This is a genomic window from Microlunatus speluncae, assembly GCF_009299835.1.
Lineage (GTDB): Bacteria > Actinomycetota > Actinomycetes > Propionibacteriales > Propionibacteriaceae > Microlunatus > Microlunatus speluncae.
The window spans coordinates 88852-111290 of the sequence record NZ_VKCZ01000005.1; the positions used below are offsets into that span (position 1 = coordinate 88852).

At 70.0% G+C, this 22439-nt stretch carries 25 protein-coding genes and 1 pseudogene; 17 read left to right on the plus strand and 9 right to left on the minus strand.

All coding sequences use genetic code 11. The annotated features are described in order from the left end of the window. Nucleotides 1-46 precede the first annotated feature (46 nt). Nucleotides 47-1435 (plus strand): class II 3-deoxy-7-phosphoheptulonate synthase, encoded by a 1389-nt coding sequence (locus FNH24_RS08155; RefSeq protein ID WP_152361667.1) that lies wholly within the window; start codon nucleotides 47-49, stop codon nucleotides 1433-1435. 33 nt (nucleotides 1436-1468) lie between these two features. Next, entirely contained in the window at nucleotides 1469-2497 is a 1029-nt protein-coding gene (locus tag FNH24_RS08160; protein ID WP_152361668.1) for a threonine aldolase family protein, read from the plus strand. Nucleotides 2498-2593: 96 nt separating this feature from the next. Here the strand turns inward: FNH24_RS08160 and FNH24_RS08165 are convergent, their stop codons facing one another. The 3 genes from FNH24_RS08165 to FNH24_RS08175 all read right to left on the minus strand — a co-directional run bounded on the left by FNH24_RS08165 (nucleotide 2594) and on the right by FNH24_RS08175 (nucleotide 4075). Further along, on the minus strand, nucleotides 2594-3070 hold the full coding sequence (locus FNH24_RS08165) for a hypothetical protein (RefSeq protein WP_152361669.1): 477 nt from the start codon (nucleotides 3068-3070) through the stop codon (nucleotides 2594-2596). 118 nt (nucleotides 3071-3188) lie between these two features. Next, complete coding sequence (locus FNH24_RS08170) at nucleotides 3189-3767, minus strand: nucleotidyl transferase AbiEii/AbiGii toxin family protein (RefSeq protein WP_152361670.1); 579 nt, start codon at nucleotides 3765-3767, stop codon at nucleotides 3189-3191. A gap of 32 nt (nucleotides 3768-3799) precedes the next feature. Next, a complete protein-coding gene (locus FNH24_RS08175) occupies nucleotides 3800-4075 on the minus strand; it encodes a hypothetical protein (protein ID WP_152361671.1) in 276 nt (91 codons plus the stop codon). A gap of 285 nt (nucleotides 4076-4360) precedes the next feature. Between FNH24_RS08175 and FNH24_RS08180 the strand changes: the two genes are divergently transcribed. Genes FNH24_RS08180 through FNH24_RS08210 form a run of 7 tightly spaced genes read left to right on the plus strand, consistent with a single transcriptional unit; the run spans nucleotide 4361 to nucleotide 11163 of the window. Continuing rightward, nucleotides 4361-5632 carry an ABC transporter substrate-binding protein gene (locus FNH24_RS08180; protein ID WP_152361672.1) on the plus strand — a complete coding sequence of 424 codons (1272 nt, stop codon included), beginning with the start codon at nucleotides 4361-4363 and terminating at the stop codon, nucleotides 5630-5632. After that, entirely contained in the window at nucleotides 5629-6552 is a 924-nt protein-coding gene (locus FNH24_RS08185; protein ID WP_152361673.1) for a carbohydrate ABC transporter permease, read from the plus strand. Before FNH24_RS08180 ends, FNH24_RS08185 begins: the two co-directional genes overlap by 4 nt. Next, nucleotides 6549-7406: a carbohydrate ABC transporter permease gene (locus tag FNH24_RS08190; protein ID WP_152361674.1), complete on the plus strand. Its 858-nt coding sequence runs from the start codon at nucleotides 6549-6551 to the stop codon at nucleotides 7404-7406. The genes FNH24_RS08185 and FNH24_RS08190 overlap by 4 nt, the downstream gene beginning before the upstream one ends. A 2-nt stretch (nucleotides 7407-7408) precedes the next feature. Continuing rightward, nucleotides 7409-8482, plus strand: a complete 1074-nt coding sequence (locus FNH24_RS08195) for a LacI family DNA-binding transcriptional regulator (RefSeq protein ID WP_152361675.1) — start codon at nucleotides 7409-7411, stop codon at nucleotides 8480-8482. Next, nucleotides 8479-9783, plus strand: a complete 1305-nt coding sequence (locus FNH24_RS08200; protein WP_152361676.1) for a sulfatase-like hydrolase/transferase — start codon at nucleotides 8479-8481, stop codon at nucleotides 9781-9783. The genes FNH24_RS08195 and FNH24_RS08200 overlap by 4 nt, the downstream gene beginning before the upstream one ends. Before the next feature lie 55 nt (nucleotides 9784-9838). Further along, nucleotides 9839-10483, plus strand: coding sequence for an MBL fold metallo-hydrolase (locus FNH24_RS08205; protein ID WP_152361677.1), 645 nt, complete (start codon nucleotides 9839-9841; stop codon nucleotides 10481-10483). 26 nt (nucleotides 10484-10509) lie between these two features. Next, complete coding sequence (locus FNH24_RS08210) at nucleotides 10510-11163, plus strand: SDR family oxidoreductase (protein WP_152361678.1); 654 nt, start codon at nucleotides 10510-10512, stop codon at nucleotides 11161-11163. A 571-nt stretch (nucleotides 11164-11734) separates the two neighbouring features. On the opposite strand, the gene FNH24_RS08215 is transcribed toward FNH24_RS08210, so the two are convergent. From FNH24_RS08215 to FNH24_RS08225, 3 genes are all read right to left on the minus strand, one after another. After that, nucleotides 11735-12184, minus strand: a complete 450-nt coding sequence (locus FNH24_RS08215) for a hypothetical protein (RefSeq protein WP_152361679.1) — start codon at nucleotides 12182-12184, stop codon at nucleotides 11735-11737. 74 nt (nucleotides 12185-12258) lie between these two features. Continuing rightward, nucleotides 12259-13539, minus strand: a complete 1281-nt coding sequence (locus FNH24_RS08220) for a hypothetical protein (RefSeq protein ID WP_152361680.1) — start codon at nucleotides 13537-13539, stop codon at nucleotides 12259-12261. Continuing rightward, a complete protein-coding gene (locus tag FNH24_RS08225; RefSeq protein ID WP_152361681.1) occupies nucleotides 13536-14447 on the minus strand; it encodes a DMT family transporter in 912 nt (303 codons plus the stop codon). The genes FNH24_RS08220 and FNH24_RS08225 overlap by 4 nt, the downstream gene beginning before the upstream one ends. A 73-nt stretch (nucleotides 14448-14520) precedes the next feature. Here FNH24_RS08225 and FNH24_RS08230 point away from each other — a divergent pair, with 73 nt between their 5' ends. Next, nucleotides 14521-14949, plus strand: a complete 429-nt coding sequence (locus tag FNH24_RS08230) for a nuclear transport factor 2 family protein (protein ID WP_217428103.1) — start codon at nucleotides 14521-14523, stop codon at nucleotides 14947-14949. A gap of 8 nt (nucleotides 14950-14957) precedes the next feature. On the opposite strand, the gene FNH24_RS32560 is transcribed toward FNH24_RS08230, so the two are convergent. Next, a complete protein-coding gene (locus FNH24_RS32560) occupies nucleotides 14958-16241 on the minus strand; it encodes a PASTA domain-containing protein (RefSeq protein ID WP_343031728.1) in 1284 nt (427 codons plus the stop codon). Nucleotides 16242-16259: 18 nt separating this feature from the next. After that, nucleotides 16260-17198: pseudogene (locus FNH24_RS32565) on the minus strand (protein kinase domain-containing protein); the annotation flags it as partial. Between the two features lie 265 nt (nucleotides 17199-17463). Between FNH24_RS32565 and FNH24_RS31395 the strand changes: the two are divergent. The 7 genes from FNH24_RS31395 (at nucleotide 17464) to FNH24_RS08275 (ending at nucleotide 21649) form a co-directional block, all read left to right on the plus strand. Next, nucleotides 17464-17907, plus strand: a complete 444-nt coding sequence (locus FNH24_RS31395) for a TIGR03667 family PPOX class F420-dependent oxidoreductase (RefSeq protein ID WP_161606050.1) — start codon at nucleotides 17464-17466, stop codon at nucleotides 17905-17907. Between the two features lie 49 nt (nucleotides 17908-17956). Then, complete coding sequence (locus tag FNH24_RS08245) at nucleotides 17957-18436, plus strand: hypothetical protein (protein ID WP_152361685.1); 480 nt, start codon at nucleotides 17957-17959, stop codon at nucleotides 18434-18436. A gap of 477 nt (nucleotides 18437-18913) precedes the next feature. Then, entirely contained in the window at nucleotides 18914-19645 is a 732-nt protein-coding gene (locus tag FNH24_RS08255) for a thiamine phosphate synthase (protein WP_246186807.1), read from the plus strand. 7 nt (nucleotides 19646-19652) lie between these two features. Further along, nucleotides 19653-20051 (plus strand): guanyl-specific ribonuclease, encoded by a 399-nt coding sequence (locus FNH24_RS08260; protein WP_152361687.1) that lies wholly within the window; start codon nucleotides 19653-19655, stop codon nucleotides 20049-20051. Beyond that, on the plus strand, nucleotides 20048-20428 hold the full coding sequence (locus FNH24_RS08265) for a barstar family protein (RefSeq protein WP_152361688.1): 381 nt from the start codon (nucleotides 20048-20050) through the stop codon (nucleotides 20426-20428). Before FNH24_RS08260 ends, FNH24_RS08265 begins: the two co-directional genes overlap by 4 nt. A gap of 66 nt (nucleotides 20429-20494) precedes the next feature. Beyond that, nucleotides 20495-20857, plus strand: coding sequence for a VOC family protein (locus FNH24_RS08270; protein ID WP_152361689.1), 363 nt, complete (start codon nucleotides 20495-20497; stop codon nucleotides 20855-20857). Between the two features lie 3 nt (nucleotides 20858-20860). After that, entirely contained in the window at nucleotides 20861-21649 is a 789-nt protein-coding gene (locus FNH24_RS08275) for a MerR family transcriptional regulator (RefSeq protein ID WP_152361690.1), read from the plus strand. Nucleotides 21650-21654: 5 nt separating this feature from the next. Here the strand turns inward: FNH24_RS08275 and FNH24_RS08280 are convergent, their stop codons facing one another. Beyond that, nucleotides 21655-22296: a DUF1707 SHOCT-like domain-containing protein gene (locus FNH24_RS08280; protein ID WP_161606051.1), complete on the minus strand. Its 642-nt coding sequence runs from the start codon at nucleotides 22294-22296 to the stop codon at nucleotides 21655-21657. Between the last annotated feature and the right edge of the window lie 143 nt (nucleotides 22297-22439).

Below are 22439 nucleotides of genomic sequence, written 5' to 3' on the forward strand. Positions count from 1 at the left end.
GCCGTCCGTGGTGTGTCTCCCGGAGCTGCACCACTAAAGTAGCCCCGTGTCCGTAACCCTTCCGTCGCTCGAGGAACTGCACGCTCTCAAGCCGCTGCAACAGCCCAGCTATCCCGATCCGGCCCAGGTGGCCGACGTCGTCGCGCGGCTGCGTGCCCTGCCGCCGTTGGTGTTCGCCGGCGAGTGCGACGAGCTCCGCGGCAAGCTGGCCAGCGTGGCCGCCGGCGAGGCCTTCCTGCTCCAGGGCGGCGACTGCGCCGAGACGTTCGCCGGGGTGACCGCGGCCAACATCCAGGGCAAGCTGCGGACCCTGCTGTCGATGGCCGTCGTGCTGACGTACGCGGCCCAGGTGCCGATCGTCAAGGTCGGCCGGATGGCCGGCCAGTACACCAAGCCGCGCAGCTCCGACGTGGAGACCCGGGACGGGGTGACGCTGCCGGCCTACCGCGGCGACTCCGTCAACGGATTCGCCTTCACCGAGGAGTCCCGGGTGCACGACCCGCGGCGGCTGCTCGACACCTACAACGCCTCGGCGGCGACGCTGAACCTGACCCGAGCCTTCGTCACCGGCGGCTTCGCCCATCTGCGCAGCGTGCACAGCTGGAACGCCAACTTCGTCAAGAACTCCGCGGCCGGCGTGCGTTACCAGAATCTGGCCGACGAGATCGACCGGGCGCTGGCCTTCATGGTCGCCTGCGGCATCGACGACGAGGAGTTCCGGACGGTTGACTTCTACTCCAGCCACGAGGCCCTGAGCCTGGAGTACGAGCACGCGCTGACCCGGATCGACTCCCGCACCCAGGATCCGTACGGCGTCTCCGGGCACTTCCTCTGGATCGGTGAGCGGACCCGCCAGCTGGACGGCGCCCACGTCGAGTTGCTGCGGCACGTCCGCAACCCGCTCGGCGTGAAGCTCGGCCCGACCACCACCGCCGACGTCGCGCTGCAGCTGGCCGACAAGCTCGATCCGGAGCAGCAGCCGGGCCGGATCACGTTCATCACCCGGATGGGCGCGAGCAAGATCAGGGACCTGCTGCCCGACGTGGTGGAGAAGGTGACCGCCAGCGGCCGGCAGGTGGCCTGGGTCTGCGACCCGATGCACGGCAACACCTTCGAGGCGGCCAACGGCTACAAGACCCGCGCCTTCGCCGACGTGATCGACGAGCTGAACGGCTTCTTCGACGTGCACGAGGAGCTCGGCACCTGGCCGGGCGGGGTGCACGTCGAGCTGACCGGCGACGACGTCACCGAGTGCGTCGGCGGCGGCGATGACCTGGTCGAGGCCGATCTGGTCAACCGGTACGAGACGCTGTGCGATCCGCGGCTGAACCGCAACCAGTCCCTCGAGCTGGCCTTCCTGGTCGCCGAACGACTGACCACCGGCCGGATCCAGCGGCCGAACCCGGTCCAGGCGTTCCAGCCGGTCGGCGACTGACGATGCCGGGTCCCGCCTGTGGCTAGGAACACCGTGTCGATCGATCTGCGCTCGGACACGGTCACCCGGCCGACCGAGCCGCTGCGGCGGGCGATGCTCGACGCCGAGGTCGGCGACGACGTGTACGCCGAGGACCCCACCATCGACGCGCTGGAACGCCGGGTCGCGGAGCTGCTCGGGCACGAGGCGGGACTGTTCTGCGCCACCGGCTCGCTGGCCAACCTGCTCGGCGTCCGGCAGCTGGTCGAGCCGGGGCAGGAAGTGATCTGCGATGTCGAGGCGCACATCGCCCGGGCCGAGATGGGCGCCCACGCGGCGCTCGGCGGGATCACGATGCGCACCTTCCCGTCGGTCCGGGGCCGGGTCGACGTGGCCGAGGTGGCCAAGATCATCGCGCCGTCGGCCGGGCCGTATCTGGTCTCCACCGCCGCGGTCGCGGTGGAGAACACGCACAACTTCGGCGGCGGCACGATCCAGCCGTTCGATCAGCTGCGGGCGGTCTCGGAGCTGTGTCGTGATCATGGTCTTGGCTTTCACCTGGACGGCGCCCGGCTGTGGAACGCGCACGTCGCGACCGGAGTCCCATTGATCGACTACGGTCGGCTGTTCGACACGGTCAGCGTCTGTTTCTCCAAGGGATTGGGCGCTCCGGTGGGGTCGGTCCTGGTCGCCGACGCCGACCGGATCGCCCGGGCCCGGATCCTACGGAAGCGCCTCGGCGCCGGCTGGCGGCAGGCCGGGATCCTGGCCGCGGGCGCCCATTACGCTCTTGACCATCAGCTGAGCCGGCTCGCCGATGATCATGCCGCCGCGCGGGCCTTCGCCGCGGCCGTGGCCGAGGCCGCGCCGACGGCGGTCGATCCGGCGTCGATCGAGACCAACATCGTGATCATCAATACCGGTGATCATCCGGCCGGGCCGATCGCGACGGCCGCGGCGGAGCAGGGGATCCGGGTCTCCGCCCTGGGCGCCCGGATGATCCGGGCCGTGACCCACCTGGACGTGACCGTCGAGTCCTGCACCGTGGCCGGCAAGATCATCGGATCCCTGTTGACGCGTTGATCAGAAGCCGGCGGAGGTGTGCCCGCCGCTCTGTCGACCCGTCACAAACGCTCCGACACGCCGCCGAGATCGGCGCAGCTCTGACGGGTCGGCGGGTTAGAGGGTGGTGAGGTAGCCGAAGAGGCCGGCGACCGAGGCCAGGGGCCAGGAGAGCAGGCCGATGATGAGTCCCGCGATCCCGGGAGCTCGGCCGCGGCGGGTGGCGATCGCGACGATGGCGAGCACCAGGCCGATGATCACCAGCACGATCCCGCCGACCATCACGCCGACGCCGATCGGCGGCACCGGCTTCGGCCCGCTGGCCGCCGTGCCGATGGTGACCACGGCCAGCCAGAATGCCAGGATCGAGGTCAGGACCGTCATCGCGATGGTGATGATCAGGCTGGTCACCCCGAGCGCGGACGACCGGCGCGGTGGAGCGGGCGGACCCGGCGGGACGTCCGGACCCTGCTGAGGCTGTGGTGGATAGGGATACGGCCCAGCCTGCGGATACGGCCCCGGCTGCTGATACCCCGGCTGATGCGGCGGGCCCGGCGGAGGACCGTACGGCGGCGGTGGCGGCGGAGTCGTCATCCGCCCATCGAATCGACTGGACCCCGATCCGTCCAGTCCGGGCGCGGTCAGCGCGTCGCGCAGCCGCGGTGACGGGTCCGGCGGACGGTTCCGAGGCACCGCGTCGCGGCACGCTGGTTCAACGGGTGACGTCCAGCCAACCGTCCAAGGCTGCTCCGAGATCGCGTCCACGGTGGTAACCGCGTCGGGTGATCACGGCGATGAGACGACGGGAGTCCTCCAGCTCCGCGGCGTCGGCCCGCTCGATCAGCGTCCGCAGGTCGCGGTCGCGCTTGTCGCTGCGGCGCCAGCAGAGCTTGACCGCGATCAGGTGGCCGATCCGGGCGACGGGGATCGTCAGGCCCGGCAGGACCTCCACGGGCTCCGCTGCTCCGACGATCTCCGGCTCGACCCCGGAACTCGCGAAGAACAGGTCGACGGCCACGTCCTCGCCGACCGGGGAGGTCTGCAGGCGGACCGTCGCCAGCCGACCGGTCTCGTCGTGCACGATCGATTCCCGCCAGCGGTAGCCGACCGCGAGCATGTGCGCGATCCGTTCCTTCGCCGTGGCGTCGTCGGGCGCGACGACGGCGATGTCGATATCTGCAGTGGGTCGCGGCTCCGCCCGGGCGCACACGGCGAGACCGCCGACCAGCGCCCAGGGCGCGCCCAGGTCGTGAAGATCGCCAACGACGTGCGGCAGGGCCTCTTCGATCATGGTCCTGGCCGACGCGCGAGAACGGCTGTCCATCATTGGGTCGTAAGGTATCCCAGGAGGCCGGCCGTGGCGAAGAGCGGGTAGGAGAGCAAACCGACGACAAGGCCGATGATGCCGGTGACTCTGCCGCGGCGGGTGGCGATCGCAACGACGGCGAGCACCATTCCGATGATCACCAGCACGAACCCGGCGGCCAGCAGGGCGTATTCCGGCGGCAGCGCCTGGTCCGTCACGCTGGCGCTGGTGGTGAGCACACCGAGCCAGAAGCCCAGGAGCGACAGCATGATCGTGATGGTGATGGTGATCACCAGGCTGGTCACACCGAGGGCGTCGGACCGCCGCGGAGGGTGCGCAGTCGAGCCGGCCGGCGGGAACAGGCCATGATCCGGAGCAGGTCCGGATGGCGGCGGAGTCGGGTTCGTCACGGACCCATGGAATCGGCCCAGGCCCGATTCGTCCAGCCGGAGGATGGTGACGTTTTCAGTCCATCATCGATATTCCGCACAATGTCCAATGATTGTGGGAAACCATTGCGGTGAGAACGTTTCCATCGTACGGTGCGGAGATACCTTCTCGAGGATCAGGGTGGATCGATGATGCGACGACTCGGAGCACTTGTCGCGGCCGGCGCTTTGGCGCTGACCGCGGCGTTGGCAGGGTGTGGCGGCGAGGCCGCCGACGGCCCGGTGACGCTGACCTTCCGGCAGTTCGACCCTCCTGCCGAGACGGCGGGGTTGCAGGCGGCGGTGGCCTCCTGGAACGAGTCGCACCCGGACGTCCAGGTGAAGCTGGAGACGCTGTCCGGGCCGGACAGTGCGCAGCAGTTCGCCCGGGAGGCCAACTCCGGTTCGGGGCCCGACGTGGTGCAGATCGCCAACGTCAACGTCAAGGATCTGGCCAAGCCGAAGATCCTGCTGGCGCTGGATGATCTTGCCGCCAAGACTCCGCCGGAGACGCCGGTCGAGGACTACCTGGCGCTCGATCTTGCCCGGTTCGGTGACAAGACCTGGGCCCTGCCGTGGACCGTGGACACGTTCGCGCTGGCGTACCGCCCGGAACTGCTCGAGGAGGCCGGCCTGAAGCCGCCGACGACCTGGGAGGATCTGGCCGAGCAGGCGGCGACGCTGTCCGACCCGAAGGCCAAGCGGTCGGGCTTCTGTCTGCCCGGGGCGAGCGGGCCCGACTCGGGCCAGTGGTTCGCGATCAACTACTACCTCTGGTCCCACGGCGCGACGCTGGTGAAGGACGAGGGCGGCAGCTGGCAGGTCGGCGCGACAGCCGAGCAGTTGCAGCAGGCGATCGATTGGTTCAACGGGCTCTTCACCTCCGGCGCCACAGCGAAGTCCATGATCGCGGTGGCCTCGTTGACCGACCCGCAGATCGTCGACGGACTGGCCCGGGGCACCTGCGCGATGACGATCATGGCGCCGCAGACGTTCCGCAAGGCGCACGAGGCTGACCCCACGCTACGGACGGCCCCGGTGCCGGACGGCCTGACCGACGGCTCGACCCACCTGGGCGGCCGGATGCTCGGGATCAACGCCTCGACCGACCATCCGGAGCAGGCCTGGGAATTCATCCGCTACCTCAACAGCGCCGACGCGTTCACCAAGATCGACCAGTATCCGGCTGCGACCAGCGTGCTGAACGAAATGACGGTGCCCGAGGGTGAGGAGGGCTATCAGCAACAGCTGCCGCACTCGGTCACCTTCGGCCGCTACATCGCCGGCCCGGTCCCGGTGACGACCCTGACCAAGATCACCAACGCCCAGTTCGGCGGCGTCTATTCCGGCCAGAGCGACAGCCGGGGCGCGGCCGAGGCGATCATCAGTCAGCTCCGGGCCGAGCTGGCCGCCGGGCAGTGACCACCGCGATCACGCTGCGCCGCCGGCCCTGGTCGACCCGGCTGACCCCGTACGGCCTGGTCGCCCCCGGCATGATCATGTTGCTGCTGCTGTTCGGCGTGCCGGCCGGTTACAACGTCTGGCTCTCGCTGCACGAGGTGACGCCGTACGACGCGCTGGGGGACGGCCCGTTCGTCGGGTTGCGCAACTTCGCCGCCGTGCTCGCCGATCCGCAGACGCCGCTCAGTCTCGGCAACACGGTGCTCTGGCTGACCCTGCTGACGGTCGCGCTCCGGCTCGTCTTCGGGCTCGGCATCGCCCTGCTGCTGAACGCCGCGGTGCTGCGCCGGCTGCGCCTGCTCGGGGTCTGCCGGACCCTGGTGCTGATTCCGTGGATGATCCCGCCGACCGTCGCGGTCGCGGCCTGGCGCTGGCTGCTCGACGGTCAGTCCGGCCTGCTCAACCAGCTACTGCTGCGGTTCGGGCTGATCGAGCAGGGGATCCCGTTCCTGGGCCAGACCAGCACGGTCTGGTGGTGCCTGACCGCGATCATCACCTGGCGGGAGCTGCCGTTCGTGATCATCGTGCTGATGGCCGGGCTGCAGGCGATCCCGGGTGAGCAGTACGAGGCGGCCGCGCTCGACGGGGCGGGCCGCGCCCGGTCCCTGGCCCATGTCACCCTGCCCAATCTGCGGCCGGTGCTCGGCGTGGTCGGTCTGATGATCACCATTGGCTCGTTCAACAACTTCGTCTACGTCTGGCTGACCACCGGCGGTGGCCCGGGCACCTTCACCCAGGTGCTGGCGACCCAGCTCTACTCCTACGCCTTCGTCGACAACGATCTCGGCCGCGGCGCGGCGATCGGCTTGATCATGTCGTCCTGCATGGTGGTCTTCGCCCTGATCTATCTCGGGCTGCTGCAGCGCCGGGAGCGATCATGAGCGGCGCGGTGGCGGTGCGCCGCCGGAGCCGCCGGATCCGGCCGTACGAGATCGTGGTCCTGCTGGCGGTGGCGATCGTCCTACTGCTGATGATCTTCCCGTTCGCCTGGATGCTGCTGACCTCGCTCCGGCCGGCGGCCGAGATGTTCGACCTGCGGGAGATCCTGCCGTCGCGGCTCACCCTGGACGGCTACGGCCGGCTGTTCGCCACCTCCTCGTTCGGTCGGTTCCTGCTCAACAGCCTGGTCGTCGCGCTGATCGCCATGGTCGCCGCGGTGGTGCTCTCCTGCCTGACCGGCTACGCCTTCTCCCGGTTCGAGTTTCGCGGCAAACGGGTGCTGATGGTGCTGGTGATCGCGGTGCACCTGTTTCCGTTCGTCATCCTGATCACCCCGATGTATCTGTTCTTCTCCGAGCTGCGGCTGCTGAACACGTACCAGGGCTTGATCATCGCCTACGTGGCGATCACGCTGCCGTTCGCGACGTACCTGATGATGGGCTACTTCGAGACGGTGCCCAAGGGCCTGGACGAGGCGGCGCGGATCGACGGCTGTTCCACCCTGTCCGTGCTGTTCCGGGTGGTCTTCCCGGTCGCCTGGCCCGGCGTCGCCACGGTGGCGATCAACACCTTCATCGTCGCCTGGGAGGAGTACCTGTTCGCCAAGGTGCTGATGACCGACGAGAATCTGAAGACCGTCCAGGTCGGGTTGTCGAACTTCTTCGGTGAGTTCACGACCCAGTGGGATCTGGTGATGTGCGCGTCCGTCGTCGCCTCGGTGCCGACGATCGTGCTGTTCGCGATCGCCCAGCGGCGGCTGGTGTCGGGGCTGGCGGTCGGCAGCGTGAAGGAGTGAGCTTGATCAGCGGGCGAGGAAGACGACCGCCGACGATCCGCGATGTCGCGGCCCGGGCCGGCGTCAGCATGGCGACCGTGTCGCGGGTGATCAACGATTCCGGCCCGGCCTCGCCGGACGCCCGGGAGCGGGTGTTGCGGGCGGTCGGCGAACTCGACTTCGTCACCAGCGCCTCGGCCCGAACGGTCCGGCCGGACGTCCGCTCGATGACCTGGGGGCTGCTGGTCGACGACGTCGACTCGCACTACTTCGCCCGGATCGTGGTCGAGCTCGACCGGGCCGCGCAGGAGCACGGCAGCACGCTGCTGGTCGCGGTCACCCAGAAGGCCTGGGCGCGGGAGAAGCATCTGGTCAAGGAGATGGCCAGCCGCCGGGTCGACGGCCTGATCGTGGTCCCGGCCAACGGCGACCTGTCCGGCGAGCGGCAGCGGCAGACCGGGGTGCCCCGGGTCTACCTTGATCGTTTTCCCGGTGGCGGCATCGCGGCCGACGTGGTCACCTTCGACTATTACCGCGCGGTAGCCGATCAGGTCGAGGGCCTGTGGCGGCGCGGGCACCGGCGGATCGCCTTCGTCGGCGGTGAGATCGAGACCGACCCGGGCACCCGGCGCTACGCCGCCTGGAGCGACAAATTGTACGAGCACGGGCTGCCGGTCGAGTCCCGGTTGGTCAGCGTCGGCCACGGCGCCGCGGCGACGGCCCGCCAGGCCGCGCGGGACCTGTTGGCCACCGAGGATCCGCCGACGGCGATCGTCACCACCACCGGCCTGCTGCTGCTCGGCGTGCTGGCCGCCGTCTCGGAGCTCGGTGCGGACGTCGAGGTGGCCGCTTCGGAGGACATCAGCGCGGCGTTCCTGTCGCCGGTCCCGCTCAGCCTGGTCGAGGCCGACATCGGCCAACTCGCTCGCGAGGCCGTCATGCTGCTGGCCGCCCGGATCGACGGCTGGGACGAGGCGCCGCAGACCCGGATCCTGCCGGTCGGCCACGTCCGGCACGGCTATCCGGAGAAGATCAAGCCCGAAACGATCAAGCCAGCGACGACCAAGCCAGCGACGACCAAGGAGGAACGCTCGTGACCGGGCCGAACGTGGTGATCATCTACACCGACGATCTCGGCTGGGGCGATCTCGGCTGCTTCGGCAGCACGGAGGTCGAGACGCCGCACCTGGACGCGCTGGCCGCGCGCGGCGTCCGGCTGACCAACTGGTATTCCAACTCACCCGTCTGCTCGCCGTCCCGGGCGGCGTTGCTGACCGGCCGGCATCCGGCCCACGCCGGCGTGGAGTCGATCTTGGGTGCGGCGCGGACGGTGTCCGGGCTGCCGGCGCAGCCGACGCTGGCGTCGCGGCTCGCCGATGCCGGCTGGACGACCGCGATCTTCGGCAAGTGGCATCTCGGTGTCGCCCCGGAGTCGGCCCCGCTGCGCCACGGCTTCGGCCATCACCTCGGCTTCCGGGCCGGCTGCGTCGACTACTACTCCCACATCATGTACTGGGGCGGGCAGCATCCGTTGCACGACCTGTGGGACGACGACACCGAGATCTGGCGCAACGGTGAGTACCTGACCGACGTGATCACCGACGCGGCGGTGGAGTTCATCGACGCGACGCCGGACCCGTTCTTCTGTTACGTGCCGTACAACGCGCCGCACTATCCGATGCACGCGCCGGCCGAGGCGATGGCGAAGTTCGCCCACCTGCCCTGGGAGCGGCAGGTGATGGCGGCCATGATCGCCAAGGTCGACGACGGCGTCGGCCGGATCGTCGAGGCGCTGCGGCGGACCGGCCGGCTGGACGACACGATCATCGTCTTCTCCTCCGACAACGGGCCGTCGGCCGAGGAACGGAACTGGCTCGGCGGCGAGGAGATCGCCTATCCGGGTGGGTCGACCGGCGGGCTGCGTGGGCACAAGGGATCGCTGTTCGAGGGCGGGATCCGGGTGCCGGGGATCTGGTCCTGGCCGGCCCGACTGCCGCGGGGCGTGGTCAGCGACGAACCGGCGATGATGATGGACGTGCTGCCGACCGTGCTGGCGGCAGCCGGTCTGTCGGTGGCCGTCGAGGACGAGGTGGACGGGGTCGATCTGATGCCGCTGCTGGCCGACGGGCGCGCGCCGGGAGAGCGGATGCTGACCTGGGAGTACGAGGGCCAGCTGGCGGTCCGGCGGGGTCGCTGGAAACTGGTGATCGACCCGTCGGACCGGCTCGGCCGGCCCCGGCAGCCTGGCCGGCTCCTTTTCGATCTTGAAACGGATCCCGCCGAGACGACCGACCGGTCCGCCGCGCGGCCGGAGCTGATGGCCGAGCTCGCCGCGGCCGCGGCGGCCTGGGCGGATGATCTTGAACGCTGGCGCTCCGCCGCGATCCCGGCCGGCTGAGGATCCTCCGGCCGGTCCGGGCCGGGGCCGAGTCCGGTGGCGTACGGTGAACAACATGAAGATCAGCCATCTCGGACATGCCGCCGTCCTGGTCGAGACCGACCGGACCCGGATCCTGATCGACCCGGGCAACCTCGAGCCGGCCTGGCACGGCCTGACCGATCTCGACGCGATCCTGGTCAGCCATGTGCACCCCGATCATCTCGACCCGGCCGCGGCGGCCGAGCTGCTGGCGGCCAACGAGCGGGCCGCCGTCTACGTCGAGCCGTCGATCACCGAGGCCGACCTCCCGTTCGCGGACCGGCTGACACCGCTGCCGGTCGGCGGCAGCATCACCGTCGGCGAGTTCGGCATCGAGGGGGTCGGCGGGCAGCACGCCGAGATCCACCGCGACATCCCGCGGATCGGCAATGTCGGGCTGGTGCTCCGCGCCGAGGGCGAGCCGACGCTGTTCCACCCCGGCGATTCCTATGCCACCACCCCCGAGGGGGTCGACATCCTGGCCGTGCCGTCCTACGGGCCGTGGGCGGCGATGAAGGAGACGATCGACTTCGTCCGGGCCGTCGGCGCCGCACACGGCTTCGCGATCCACGACGAACTGCTGCACGATCGCGGCCGCGGTTTGATCGCCGGCCGGATCGGGGACATGACCGACACGGTGCTGGCCGATCTGCGTGATCACCGGCCGCACACGTTCTGATCATCGAGAACCGAAGGAGGGAAGCGATGCGAGTCGTCATCGCCGGCGGGCACGGTGCCATCGCCCAACACGTGATCAAGGGTCTGGCCGCCGCCGGCCACGAGGCCGTCGGCCTCATCCGCAATCCTGATCATGCCGCCGACCTGGTGGCGATCGGCGGCATCCCGGTCGTGCTCGACCTGGAGCAGCTCGACGCCGCCACACTGGCCACCGACATCGCCGGCGCCGACGCGGTCCTGTTCGCCGCCGGCGCCGGACCGGGCAGCGGCCCGGAACGCAAGCTCACCGTCGACCGGGACGGCGCCATCCTGCTCGCCGACGCCGCCGAACGCGCCGGGATCCGCCGGTACGTGATGATCTCGGCCATCGCGACCGACGACTTCGACCCGGACTCCGACGAGGTGTACCAGATCTATCTCCGGGCCAAGAGCGAGGCCGACGCGGACCTCCGCCGGCGCGATCTGGACTGGACGATCGTCCGGCCGGGCGGCCTGACGAACGATCCCGGGACCGGAACCGTCACCGTGGCGGAAAGCACCGGCCGCGGTCAGATCCCGCGGGCCGACGTGGCCGCGGTGATCACCGAGTTGTTGATCAACGGCGGGGGAGTGCGGCACCAGTTCGAGTTGATCACCGGCACCACCCCGATCACCGAGGCCCTCGCCACCCTCGACTCCTGAGCGAGCAGCGTGACATTGGCGGCGTACGGCGTCGTCTACCGGGACCTTGACGGGCCGAACCTCGGCGCCGCGCGGCCAGCCCCGCCGCGCTGTGATCTTTCCCGCTGGTTGCTTGGTCGGAGCCTGGAGGCTCTCGCCATCGGTGGCTGATCCGCTCGGGGCAATCGTGATGCGCGGATCTTGCGCTGGATCTCCTTGGCCGCGCGTCGGGTTGGGACCTCGGAGACTTTTCTTGGCGCCAAAGGGGGCAGGTTGAGCCACTGGTTGGCGTTGGTCCGCCCGATCACGTCCCTGCCGGCGCCGAATGATACCTACGCTCTCGTTCGCGCGCCGAGTGTGACGTTAACGACGCGAAATCGGACCGCGGGCGTCGCTACCGTCACACTCGACGAGCGCCGTGTTCGTTCCCTGAGCCTGTCGAAGGGGCAGGCACGATGATCATCTCCCTGAACCTCCGAGGTCGCCGGATCACTGGATCTTGCCCTCGGGGATGCTTCGGGTCTTGCCCTTCGACAGGCTCAGGGAACGGAACACCCAGACGCTCCCATCGACCAGGCTCAAAGGACGAAGTTCAGGAGATGTGCTTCATGCACTTGTAGGCCGAGTCGGACAGCAGGGCTGCGTCGCTCTTGTCGAGCTTGGTCGGATCGCCGTCGCGCATGGCGCGGAGGCTTGCCGGCTTGGCCTTGTCGTACATCTCGTCGACCATGCAGACCGCGAAGTTCTTGGCCTTGTCGGCCGGCTGGTTGTGCTTCTCCTGGTAGAACTTCGTCAGGCCGGTGACGATCTCTTCCTTGGTCGGCTTGCCGCCGGCGTCGCGCTCGGAGTCGTCGCTCGGCCCGCTCTCGCTCGGCCCGGTCCCGCTCGGCGTGCTGGCGTCGCCGGCCGGGGTGCTCGGTGCGGCGGCGGGGCTGGAGGGCTGACCGGCCGGCTGGCCGGTGCCCGTCTGGCCCTGTGCGGCCGCGCAACCGGCGAGCAGCAGCACGGCGGCGGTCGTCGCGCCGGCCACAGTGATCGTCAACGTCCGGATCATCAAGTCTCCACTTCCTCAATCCTGCTTGGGGTTCCGGCCGAGGAGACTATCGGCGGCGAGGTTCAGCTGGATGGTTCCGGCACCGGTGGGGTGACGCCGAGATCGTTCCAGACGAAGCCGGGGATCCGGCTCAGGAAGGCGGACAGCAGGTCGGCCAGCCGGGTGATCTCCAGCGTGTCATGCACCGCCGGGTAGGTGATCAACATCCCGCGGGCCATGATCAACTGCGGCGGCCGCGCCCGCAGCAGAAATTCCATCATCCGCGGATGGACGACGTCGTGGGCGAACTTCGGATGGCTGCTGGTCACGTCGAAGACCTGATTGAACTGGCTGCTCTCGAAGTCGATCGTGCCGCCGCCGAACAGCCGGCCGAGCATCGAGTCGGCCCCGATGGTCAACGACGGCGTCGGCGAGGGAAGGGTCAGCGCCAGGATCGGTTGCTGGTGGTTCTGGGTGTAGGTCTCGGTCCGGCTGCCGCCCTTGCCGTCGGGCACGGTCCGGGTGTGGGTGGTCTGCCAGTGGTAAAGGAACGCGGTCAGCGGCACGGTGCCGCGGGCGGTGCCGGTGATCACCTTGTCGGTCCGCCGGCCGTGTCCCTGACCGAACGGTTTGAATCCGTCGAACCGGGAGATCAGCGAGTCGTCGACTCCGACCAGGGTCCAGTCCTGACCGTGGAAGCCGAGCCGTGGCACCTTCGGTTCGATCCGGTACGGGCTCAGGGCGGCCGGGTCGAAGGCGGCGGCGACCGCGTCGAGCCGGTCCAGGTAGCCGCGGAGCTGGTCCGGGTCCTTCGGCGCGTCGGACGCCACCAGATTGTCGCCGTCGACGCTCAGGTCGATCGCCCGAGGATCATCGTCGCCGCCCGGCTGGGCCAGCGCGGACACGGCACCGGCGACGCCGGAGTTCACCGCGACCCGGGCGTAGGCCGGATCGGCGGCCAGCACCTGGAACGGGAGCCCGGCGCCGGTGTCGACCGGCGGTGCCGTGACGCCGCCGCGCGGACCGACCGCGGTCAGGTACAGCTGCGGCAGGGGCAGTGGCAGCTTGATCAGGGCCATCCGGCGGTCGCTGCCGCCGGCGCCCTCGTAGCGGTAGTCGAAGACCGCGAACGGCCGGCCGGTCGACGTGGTGCCGGTGATCAGGTCGTCGGTCTTGCGCTCGAAGCCGCAGTCGAACGGCGGATTGGCCAACGGCAGCACCGGTGCCAGGCTCGGTGACGACTCGAAGGCCCAGCCCAACTCGCGGATCCGCTTCTTCCACAGTTGTCGGCGGACGATCAGGATGGTGCCGATCGCGATCCCGACCGCGGCGATGATCAGGATGACGACGAGTGCTTCGTTCATCGAACCTCTCGTTCGACGGGGTCGCGGCGGCGCAGCCGCGGCGCGAGTTCGGTCAGATACATCGCTGCGACGATAGCGAATCCGCCGGTCACCATCCGCCAGGTCACCGACTCGCCGCCGAGCGCGACGGCGAAGGCGGCCGCCCAGATCGGCTCACCGGCCATGATCACCGCGGCCCGGGTCGGCTCGATCCGGGCCTGCGCCCAGGTCTGCAACAGCATGGTCAGGGTCCCGGCGATCACCGCCAGATAGACGACGATCATCCAGTCCCCGGTGGTCGCCGGCAGTTGGATCCCGCCGGGCGTTGCCGCGACCGCGCAGAGCCCGCTGATCACCACCAACTGGACCACGGTGAGGCCGAGCGCCGATCCGGGCCGGCTGATCCGACTGAGCGCGATGATGTGACCGGCATAGACGACGGCCGAGGCGAGGGTGAGCAGCTCGCCGTACCCGATCGAGAAGCCGTTCAGGGACAGGATGCCCAGCCCGACCGTGGCCAGGCCGACGGCGACCCAGGTCAGCGGCGCGATCCTGGTCCGCAGGATCAGCGCGCCGAGCAGCGGCGTCGCGACCACATAGAGGCCGGTGACGAACCCGGACACGCTGGCCGCCGTGTGCGCGAGTCCGAAGGTCTGCAGCAGTTGCGCGCCACCGTAGAGCAGCCCGAGCAGGGCACCGTCACGGACGATGCGCCGATCGAGCCGCAGCCCCGGCCGGTTGCCGATCCGCGGCACCGCGACGATGATCATCACCACCGCGGCGATCGCGAACCGCACCGCCAGCAGGTCGGGCACCGGGATCCGGGTCACGATGTCGGCGATCATGAAGAACGTCGAGCCCCAGGCGGCGGTCATCGCCAGCAGAGCGACGACCGCGAGTTTCGACGATCCGGACTCGCTGCTCACCACGGCGGCAGCCTACGGCTCTGCCCGTGGCAGAACCGTGCCGGGACTGTCACCGGCAGCTGCCAGCCTGGGTTCCGTGACCGACATCGACGACACCCGGGCCGCCGTGCAAGAGCTCCTCGGCCGGATCGGCGCCGGCGACCCCGACCGGATCGCCGAGTTGTACGCCGACGACTGCGACTGGCGCCTGGACTGGCCGGACGACGAGCACGACAGCCCGGTGACGCCCTGGATCCGGAAGCGGAGCACCCGGGACGACGCGGCCGACCACTTCCGGACCCTGGGGGAGCAGCACCGGCCCGAGGAGGTCGCGACCGTGGTCGAGCGGATCCTGGTCGACGGTGCCGACGCGGTGGTGCTGGGCGAGATCCGGCAGACCGCCCGGCCGACCGGCCGGGCCTACCGGTCCCGGTTCGCGCTGCACCTCACGTTCGCCGACGGCCTGGTGGTGCGACACCACGTGTACGAGGACAGCCTGGCGGTCTACCGGGCGTTCCGGGAGTGATCGCCTGATCAGACCAGATAGAGGATGACGGTCGAGCCCTTCGGTGCCTTGGCCCGCTCGCCCGGATCGGAGTAGGCGACGAAGCCGAGGTTGAGGAAGTTGACCGGGGCCGGCCTGGTCTCGACCTTGAAGCCGGCGTCCTTCACCAGCTGGATCGCCTGGTCCTTCGGCATCGACCGGACGTTGGGCACGGTGACCAGCACCGGGCCGAGCGACTTGATCAGCTCGATGTCGTCGCCCTTGTGGCCGCTGCCCGAGTCGGGGGTCTGCTTGATCACCTGTCCGGCCGCGACGGTGTCGGAGTGCTCGGAGTTGATCTTGACCTTGAAGCCGTCGTCGGACAGCTCCCGCTCCGCCTTGGCCGCCGATTCGCCGGTGAAGTCCTTGATCTTGATCGGTTTCGGTCCCTTGGACAGCACCAGGTCGATCGGGGTCTGGCTCTTCAGCGAGGTGCCGGGCTTCTCGGAGGCCTCGAGCACGACGCCGACGTCGATCTTCTCGTGCCACTTGCCGCTCACCTCGCCGACCGCGAGATTGGCCTCGGTCAGCGCGATCCGGGCCTGCTCCTCGGTCTGCCCGACCAGCTTCGGCATCTCGTACCGCTCCGGACCGAGGGAGAGGATCGCGGTCAGCTCGGAGCCGCCGAGGACCCGGCTACCGACGGCCGGCTCGGTGGAGACCACCGTGCCCTTCTTCACCGTCTCGCTGAAACCGTCGTCGAACTTCACGGTCAGCCCGGCGTCGGCGGCCGCCTGGGTCGCCTGCTCCTTCGTCATCCGGGTCAGGTCGGGGGCGCTGACGTAGCGGCCCTCGACCAGATACCACCCGGTCACCGCGACGGCCGTGGTCAGCAGCAGCACCAGCACCATGATCACGATGCCGCGGCGGCGCCGGTGCTGGGCCCGCAGCTGCTGCGCGGCCAGCCGTTCCGATGGGACACCGGCGGCGGCCGGCCGCTCGTCGGTCCGGACCGCGGGCTGCGGCAGGGTCGGCGGGCCAGCGTCGAAGACGGACGGGGTCCGCGGCGTCCGGGCCCGGCGCAGGGTCGGGCTCGCCGGCGACCGGGCCGGCCGGACCGGCTGCCCGGTGGGCAGCACGGTCGGCGGGTCCTCGCCGGTCGGCGTGACCGCCACCGAGGCCACGGTGAGCGCCGTCGGTGAGGACGGCGCCGACGAGGTCGAGGTCGGGAACGGTGAGCTCGCGAACGGGGAGTCCGGAGACTGCGGCGACGGGTACGGCGGCGCGGGGGCCATGGCCCCCGGCTCGGGCAGCGCCGCCGCGAACAGCGGCATCGGCTGGGTGACCTCGGTGCCCGGGTCGTAGCCGGTGGGCCCGCGTAGCGCCAGGTCCTCGGTCAGCCGCGGATCGTCCGCCAGCCCCTCCCGCAGCGCCCCCTGGACCCGGTGGATGTGGTTCAGCAGCACCCGGGCGTCGTGCGGCCGCAGCTCCGGCTGCCGGGCGGTCATCCGGGCGACCAGCGCGTCCAGGTACGGCGGCATCGGGGCGACCGTCTGGTACGTCGACGGGGCCGGCACGTCGTTGTGGACGTGGGCGTACGCGACCTGGATCGGGGTCTCGCCGGTGTGCGGCTTCCGTCCGGTGAGCAACTCGAAGAGCACCACGCCGAGGCTGTACACGTCGGACCGGGCGTCGGCCTTGCCGGTCACCACCAGCTCCGGCGGCAGGTAGGAGACGGTGCCGATCAGCACGCCCTGAGTCGCGGTCGAGGTCTGTGAGCTGACCGCCTTGGCCAGGCCGAAGTCGGCCACCTTGAGCTGGCCGCGGTCGGAGATCAGGACGTTCTCCGGCTTGATGTCGCGATGCACCAGGCCGGCATCGTGGGCGGCGGCGACCGCGCGCACCACCGGCTCGATCAGGTCCAGGGCCCGGTGCGGCGGCATCGCGCCGTCCCGCCCGATCACGTCGCGCAGGGTCTGGCCCTCGACGTACTCCATCACGATGTACGGGCGGCGGCCCTGGCCACCGATGTCGTCGGCGCCCTGATCGAAGACCGCGACGACCTGGGGGTGGGACAGCCGGGCGGCGGCACGGGCCTCGCGGTCGAACTTCCGGGCGAACTCGACATCGTCGCCCAGGCCGACATGCATCACCTTCACGGCGACGGTTCGAGCGAGCCTCGCGTCGACCGCTTGGTAGACCGTGGCCATGCCGCCACGGGCCAATCGACGGGTGATCCGGTAGCGCCCGTCGAGCACGCGACCCACCAAGGGGTCGCCAACGCTCGTCATCGTCACGCCTGCTCCAAACACGGTGGGGAAGTGGCCGTGTTGGCCTGCATCGGAGTCTAGGAGGGGACGGGTCGAATGCAGTTCCGGCGCGCCGCGCCCACCTCGAATCGGCCCCTGCGGACCTCGTTCCCCCGACACGAAAGATCGTCTCCCGAACTGCTCGCCTGCCCACCGGACGGTCCGGTGGACCCCTCGATTCTGCCTGGTGCCCGAAGCGCGGGCGACCCGCCGGGGACTGTCGGCGCCGACGGCTACCGTCGACCGGGTGACGACGACAAGCGGCCTGGACAGTGGTAGCGCCCTCGGACCGGAGCGGCTGGAGCGGGTCAACCGGCGCCTGGCGACCAACCTGATCGCCTGGCTGACCACGGTCGACCGGGCCGGCCAGCCACACAGCGTCCCGGTCTGGTTCCTGCACTCCTTCGACCAGACCTTCCTGGTCTACACCCGGCCGGACAAGCGCAAGCTGGCCAACATCGAGCACAACCCGCGGGTCAGCCTGGCGCTCGACGTCACCGACATCGGCCGGGACGTGATCCGGGTCGAGGGTCGGGCGCGGGTCGATCCGACCCAGCCGCCGGCCGACCAGCAGCCCGCCTTCACGGCGAAGTACGCGGAGCGGATCGGTGCCCTGTTCGACTCGGCGGCCGACTACGCGCGGCTGTTCTCGGTCCCGATCGTGATCGAGCCGACCAGACTGCTGGCCTGAGCCTCGGTGTTGCATTGCGTAACTCTTACCTCAAAGCTACCTTTAAGGTATGGCTGACATGCAGGAAGTGACGTTCACCGAGCTGATTCAGCGACCGGTCGACACGGTCGCCAAGCTGAAGCAGTCCCCCCGTCAGGCGCTACGCCTCCATCGCCGTGGTGTCGAGGAGGATCTCGTTCTTGTCGGTGCCACCCGAGCGGCTCAGGAGGAGCAGATTGTCGGTGTCGCGGTGCGCCTCCTGCGAGCAGTCATGAACGATCCGGCGACCCGATCCCACTATCTGCTCGATCTACTTCCTGCGGTCTTCGCCTGGGTGCGGTTCCTACCCGGCAGTGATCGGATCGCGTTCACCCAGGAACTTGTCGACGTGATGGAGGCCGGAGTCGAGATCGACAACTACGCCGCGGTGCTCGCGGTGATCGAGCAGTGGCGGCACTCCGCTGAGGTGTATGCCGACCCGGAGCTTCTTCAGTCCCTTCGGGGGGCGGCCCTCACCGATGCGGGCCCGGTGCCTGCACCGATGGCGTGACCTGCGGCTGTGGCGCCCAAACGTAAGGAACGAGTGGCCCCGCCGCCGGGCCCAGAAGAATGGGACGTTCGGTACGGGAACAGCGAGGCGGTACGCGGCTGGGATGAGTTGTGCTCACAGGCAGCCACGAACACGCGACGTGCCTCGGAACAGCTCCGGACCCAGCCTCGAGTCGTGCCGTCGACTCCGCGGCAACATCGGCTCAAGGGCGAGTTGGGCACGAACCATGGCTACGAGCAATGGCAGATCGAAGTCACCGCGGCCGGTCGGATCTGGTATTGGATCGACGATGGAAATCGCGTCGTCTGGATCGCTCATGCGGGTACAGGTCATCCGAAAGCAACCGAATAGCGGACGCAGGTCGTGCCGCCCCTGCATCGTGCGGGCGCTGCGATGGGTCGTCAGTCCTGGTAGTGCGGCATGTCGCGAGGAGTTTGGCACCGCAGGTCGAGGACAAGCAGCACTAGGCTGACCGGCGTGACCGCACTGCTGGGGCTCGGCGCCCGACTGCGACTGGCCAGGCTCTATCTGGTCACCGACGCCCGCACCGACTCCGGTGACCTGGCCGAGTTCCTGGCGGCCGCGTTCCGAGGCGGGGTCGGCATCGTGCAGCTGGCGTCGGCCGGACTGAAGGACCGACAGCTCGACCAGGCCGTGCAGCTCGCCCGGGCCGCGGCTGAGCCGTACCAGGGGCTGGTCGTGGTGCACGCCTCGGCCGAGTCCGGACCGGCGGAGGCCGACCTGCTGCACCTGAGCCAGCAGGACGGGCCGGCCGCGGCGGCGCGCCGGAAGGTGCACCGGTACGCGCTGATCGGGCGGACCTGTCACTCCCGGGCCGACGTCGACGCGGCGATCACCGACCCGGACACGGACTACTTCAGTGTCGGCCCGATCCACCCGACGCCCGGGGCGCCGGGCCGGCGAGCGGTCGGCCTCGACCTGGTGCGTTACGCGGCGCGGGTGGCCCCGGTCGCGGACCCGAAGTCCAAGCCCTGGTTCCCGATCGGCGGGATCGACGCGGAGACGATCGACGAGGTGATCGAGGCGGGCGCCCGGCGGGTCGCGGTGGTCCGGGCGATCACCCGGGCCGACGATCCCGAGGCCGCGGCGCGCGGGCTGAGCCGGCGGCTGCGTCAGGCCTGGCGGGCCGACCCGGTGATGGAGGCCTACACCCTGGCCGCGGCCGCCTGGACCGGACCGAACCGCTGATCCGCCGATGATCACTCCCACGGCCCGGTGGCTGGCCGGCCTGCTCGCGGCGCTCGCTTTGTTGATCACCGGCTGTGCCGTGGGCGTCGTCGCGCCGCCCGTCACCGAACGCGATGCCGAGTCCGGACTGGAGCTGGTCGACCTCGATCAACTTCCGGCCGAGGCCCGGCGGACGGCCGACCTGATCAGAGCCGGCGGGCCCTTCCCGTACCGCAAGGACGGCGCGGCGTTCGGCAACCGCGAGGGGTTGCTGCCCGATCGTCCGTCCGGCTACTACCGGGAGTTCACGGTGCCGACGCCGGGGGAGGACGATCGCGGCGCGCGCCGGATCGTGACCGGCGACGACGACCGCATCCTCTACTACACGGATGACCACTACCAGTCGTTCCGGAGGATCCGATCATGACCGAAGATCTTGACGCCCTGCTCGATGGGTCGCGCCGATCCGGGGTGTACCGGATCGGTCCGGGCGAGTCGAGCCTGGCCGGGCGGCTCAGCGCCGCCGGCTGGCGAACGGTGGTCGTGGTCGAGCCGTTCGATGACCTGAACGGGTTCTATGACCGGATCGCCGGTGACCTCGGCTTCCCCGGCTACTTCGGCCGCAACCTCGACGCGCTGTGGGACTCGCTGACCGACCTGATCGATCCGACGGCGGTGATCATCAAGGACTGGAGCCGGTTCGCGGTGCCGCAGCCGGCGGACTGGCAGCGGCTGCTCTCCGTGCTGGAGGACCGGACCCGGCAGGGCGCCCCGTTCGCGGTGCTGCTGACCGGCCCGGAGTGATCTTCGCCGGTTCGGTGCGATCACGGGGTTGAACGTGCCGTTACGTCATGTTCTAGCGTGCGGGCTATGGATACTTCAACGGTGGCGGGACTGTCCCTGATCATGGCGACCAACGACGACGTGGCGCGGGCCGCCGCATTCCTCGGTGCGCTGGGCCTCGAGGTCGCCGGTGACGACGGCTTCGTCGAGGTGAAGGGGCCGTCGATCAACCTGACGATCATGCGCGGCGCGATGGTCGACGTGCCGCCGCTCGGCGGGCTGCTGTTCCAGGTGGCCGTCGCCGATGTGGACGCGGCGGCCAAGCTCGCCGCCGACAACGGGGGAGAGGTCGTGCTCGGGCCGATGACGACGGACTGGGGCAGCTACTCCGCCTACGTCCGCGGGCCGGCCGGGCTCACGGTCGAGTTGATCACCCCGACCGCCGGCTGAGCGGTGCCGGACCCGGACCCGAGTCCGCACTGGCGGGTCGGCGCGCTGAGCACCGCCACCGGGCTGACCGTACGGACGCTGCACCACTACAACCAGATCGGGCTGCTGACGCCGGCCGGGCGGAGCGGCGGCGGTCACCGGCTCTATTCGGCCGACGACGTGCGCCGGCTGATGATCATCGTCATCCTGCGCCGGGCCGGTTTGGGGCTGGCCGAGATCAAGCGCGTCCTGGACCGGGACGAGGTCGACGTGGCCGCGCTGATCGAGCGGCAGACGAAGGATCTCGAATCGGCGCTGATCGACACCGTGGCCTTCGGCCGGCGGCTGCGGGAGGCACCGATCGAGGAGCTGAGCCGGGACCCGACCCGAGTCCGCGAGTTGATCAACTGGGTGCAACCGAACCCGATCACGGCGCAGCCGGTCGTCTTCCTGGTCTACGCCGACGTCGAGCTGGCCCACCGGACCTTGATCGAGATGTTCGGCTTCGGTCCCGGCGTGATCGCCCGCGGCGACGACGGCAGCGTCGGCTACGCGGAGCTGTCCGGACCGATAGGCAACATCCGGCTGCACGGGCCCCGGCCGGGGCTGAGCGCGCCCGACCCGGCGGCCGAGCCGTCGGCGATGACCGTCGTCGGGGTAGCGGACGTGGCGGCCCACTTCGACCGCGCGGTGCGCGCCGGCGCCACGATCGAGCGGCCGTTGCGGACCCTGTTCGGCGCCCGGGAATATCTCGCTTTCGATCATGAACACCACCTGTGGTGCTTCCAGCAGGAGTTGCCGGCCGGTCCGTGATCCGGCTACTCCAGCTCGAGTCGCTTGGCCGCCTTCTTGGCCTGCTTGAGCGGCAGGCCGCGGGTCTCGACCGGCAGCCGCCAGACCTCGGAGCCGCCCATCAGGGTGTAGGCGTTGACCTTGATCACCGGAGCCCCGGGCGGAGCGGCCCGGGCACTGCCGCGCTGCGAATTGCCGCCCATCAGGGCGAAGCCGCCGAGCTGGACCTCGACCGAGTCGGGCAGGTAGATCGTGGTGCCGCCCATCATCGCGTAGATCGTGATCACGATCTCTTCGGCGTCGAACACCGCGTTGCGCAGATCGATGTCGCTGCCGCCCATGAACGCGATCGCCCGGAACCGGTCGCCGACCCAGAAGCGACCCTCCCGGTCGTTGCCGCCCATGACCGCGATGTCCCAGGCGAGCGGGTGGCCGCGGCGCGGCGGGAGCACGGCGACCTCGGCCTCGGTCGGCAGATCGGCGGTCAGCGGCACCAGCTCGGCGTGGGTCTTGGCGCCCGCCGCCTGCTCGATCCGATCCGACAACTCGTCCAAGGTGAGCCGCCCTTCGCCGGCATGGCGATTGAGCTCCTCGATCACCTGGTCCCGTTCGGCGTCGGAGGCCCGGAGCCGGTCGGGCGGCGCGGGTTCTGGCCGGTGGTCGTCCATGTCGGGCTCCTCAACACCTCGTCGGCGGCGGGCGCGACGCTCAGGAAGTACGGCCATCCTACTAAGCGGCCGCCGACGGTTCGGTCGTCCGACCGGCTCAGCCCGGATCCACCGATGATCTTGGTCGTGGTGTCGCGCCAACC

What these genes read in the sequence shown, in the direction of transcription:
- FNH24_RS08165 (WP_152361669.1), bottom strand. Translation starts at nt 3,070, where the DNA reads ATGACGACTCCGCCGCCACCGCCGCCGTACGGTCCTCCGCCGGGCCCG.
- FNH24_RS08170 (WP_152361670.1), bottom strand. Translation starts at nt 3,767, where the DNA reads ATGATCGAAGAGGCCCTGCCGCACGTCGTTGGCGATCTTCACGACCTG.
- FNH24_RS08180 (WP_152361672.1), top strand. Translation starts at nt 4,361, where the DNA reads ATGATGCGACGACTCGGAGCACTTGTCGCGGCCGGCGCTTTGGCGCTG.
- FNH24_RS08190 (WP_152361674.1), top strand. Translation starts at nt 6,549, where the DNA reads ATGAGCGGCGCGGTGGCGGTGCGCCGCCGGAGCCGCCGGATCCGGCCG.
- FNH24_RS08205 (WP_152361677.1), top strand. Translation starts at nt 9,839, where the DNA reads ATGAAGATCAGCCATCTCGGACATGCCGCCGTCCTGGTCGAGACCGAC.
- FNH24_RS08210 (WP_152361678.1), top strand. Translation starts at nt 10,510, where the DNA reads ATGCGAGTCGTCATCGCCGGCGGGCACGGTGCCATCGCCCAACACGTG.
- FNH24_RS08220 (WP_152361680.1), bottom strand. Translation starts at nt 13,539, where the DNA reads ATGAACGAAGCACTCGTCGTCATCCTGATCATCGCCGCGGTCGGGATC.
- FNH24_RS32560 (WP_343031728.1), bottom strand. Translation starts at nt 16,241, where the DNA reads ATGCCGCTGTTCGCGGCGGCGCTGCCCGAGCCGGGGGCCATGGCCCCC.
- FNH24_RS08245 (WP_152361685.1), top strand. Translation starts at nt 17,957, where the DNA reads ATGGCTGACATGCAGGAAGTGACGTTCACCGAGCTGATTCAGCGACCG.
- FNH24_RS08260 (WP_152361687.1), top strand. Translation starts at nt 19,653, where the DNA reads ATGATCACTCCCACGGCCCGGTGGCTGGCCGGCCTGCTCGCGGCGCTC.
- FNH24_RS08265 (WP_152361688.1), top strand. Translation starts at nt 20,048, where the DNA reads ATGACCGAAGATCTTGACGCCCTGCTCGATGGGTCGCGCCGATCCGGG.
- FNH24_RS08270 (WP_152361689.1), top strand. Translation starts at nt 20,495, where the DNA reads ATGGATACTTCAACGGTGGCGGGACTGTCCCTGATCATGGCGACCAAC.
- FNH24_RS08280 (WP_161606051.1), bottom strand. Translation starts at nt 22,296, where the DNA reads ATGGACGACCACCGGCCAGAACCCGCGCCGCCCGACCGGCTCCGGGCC.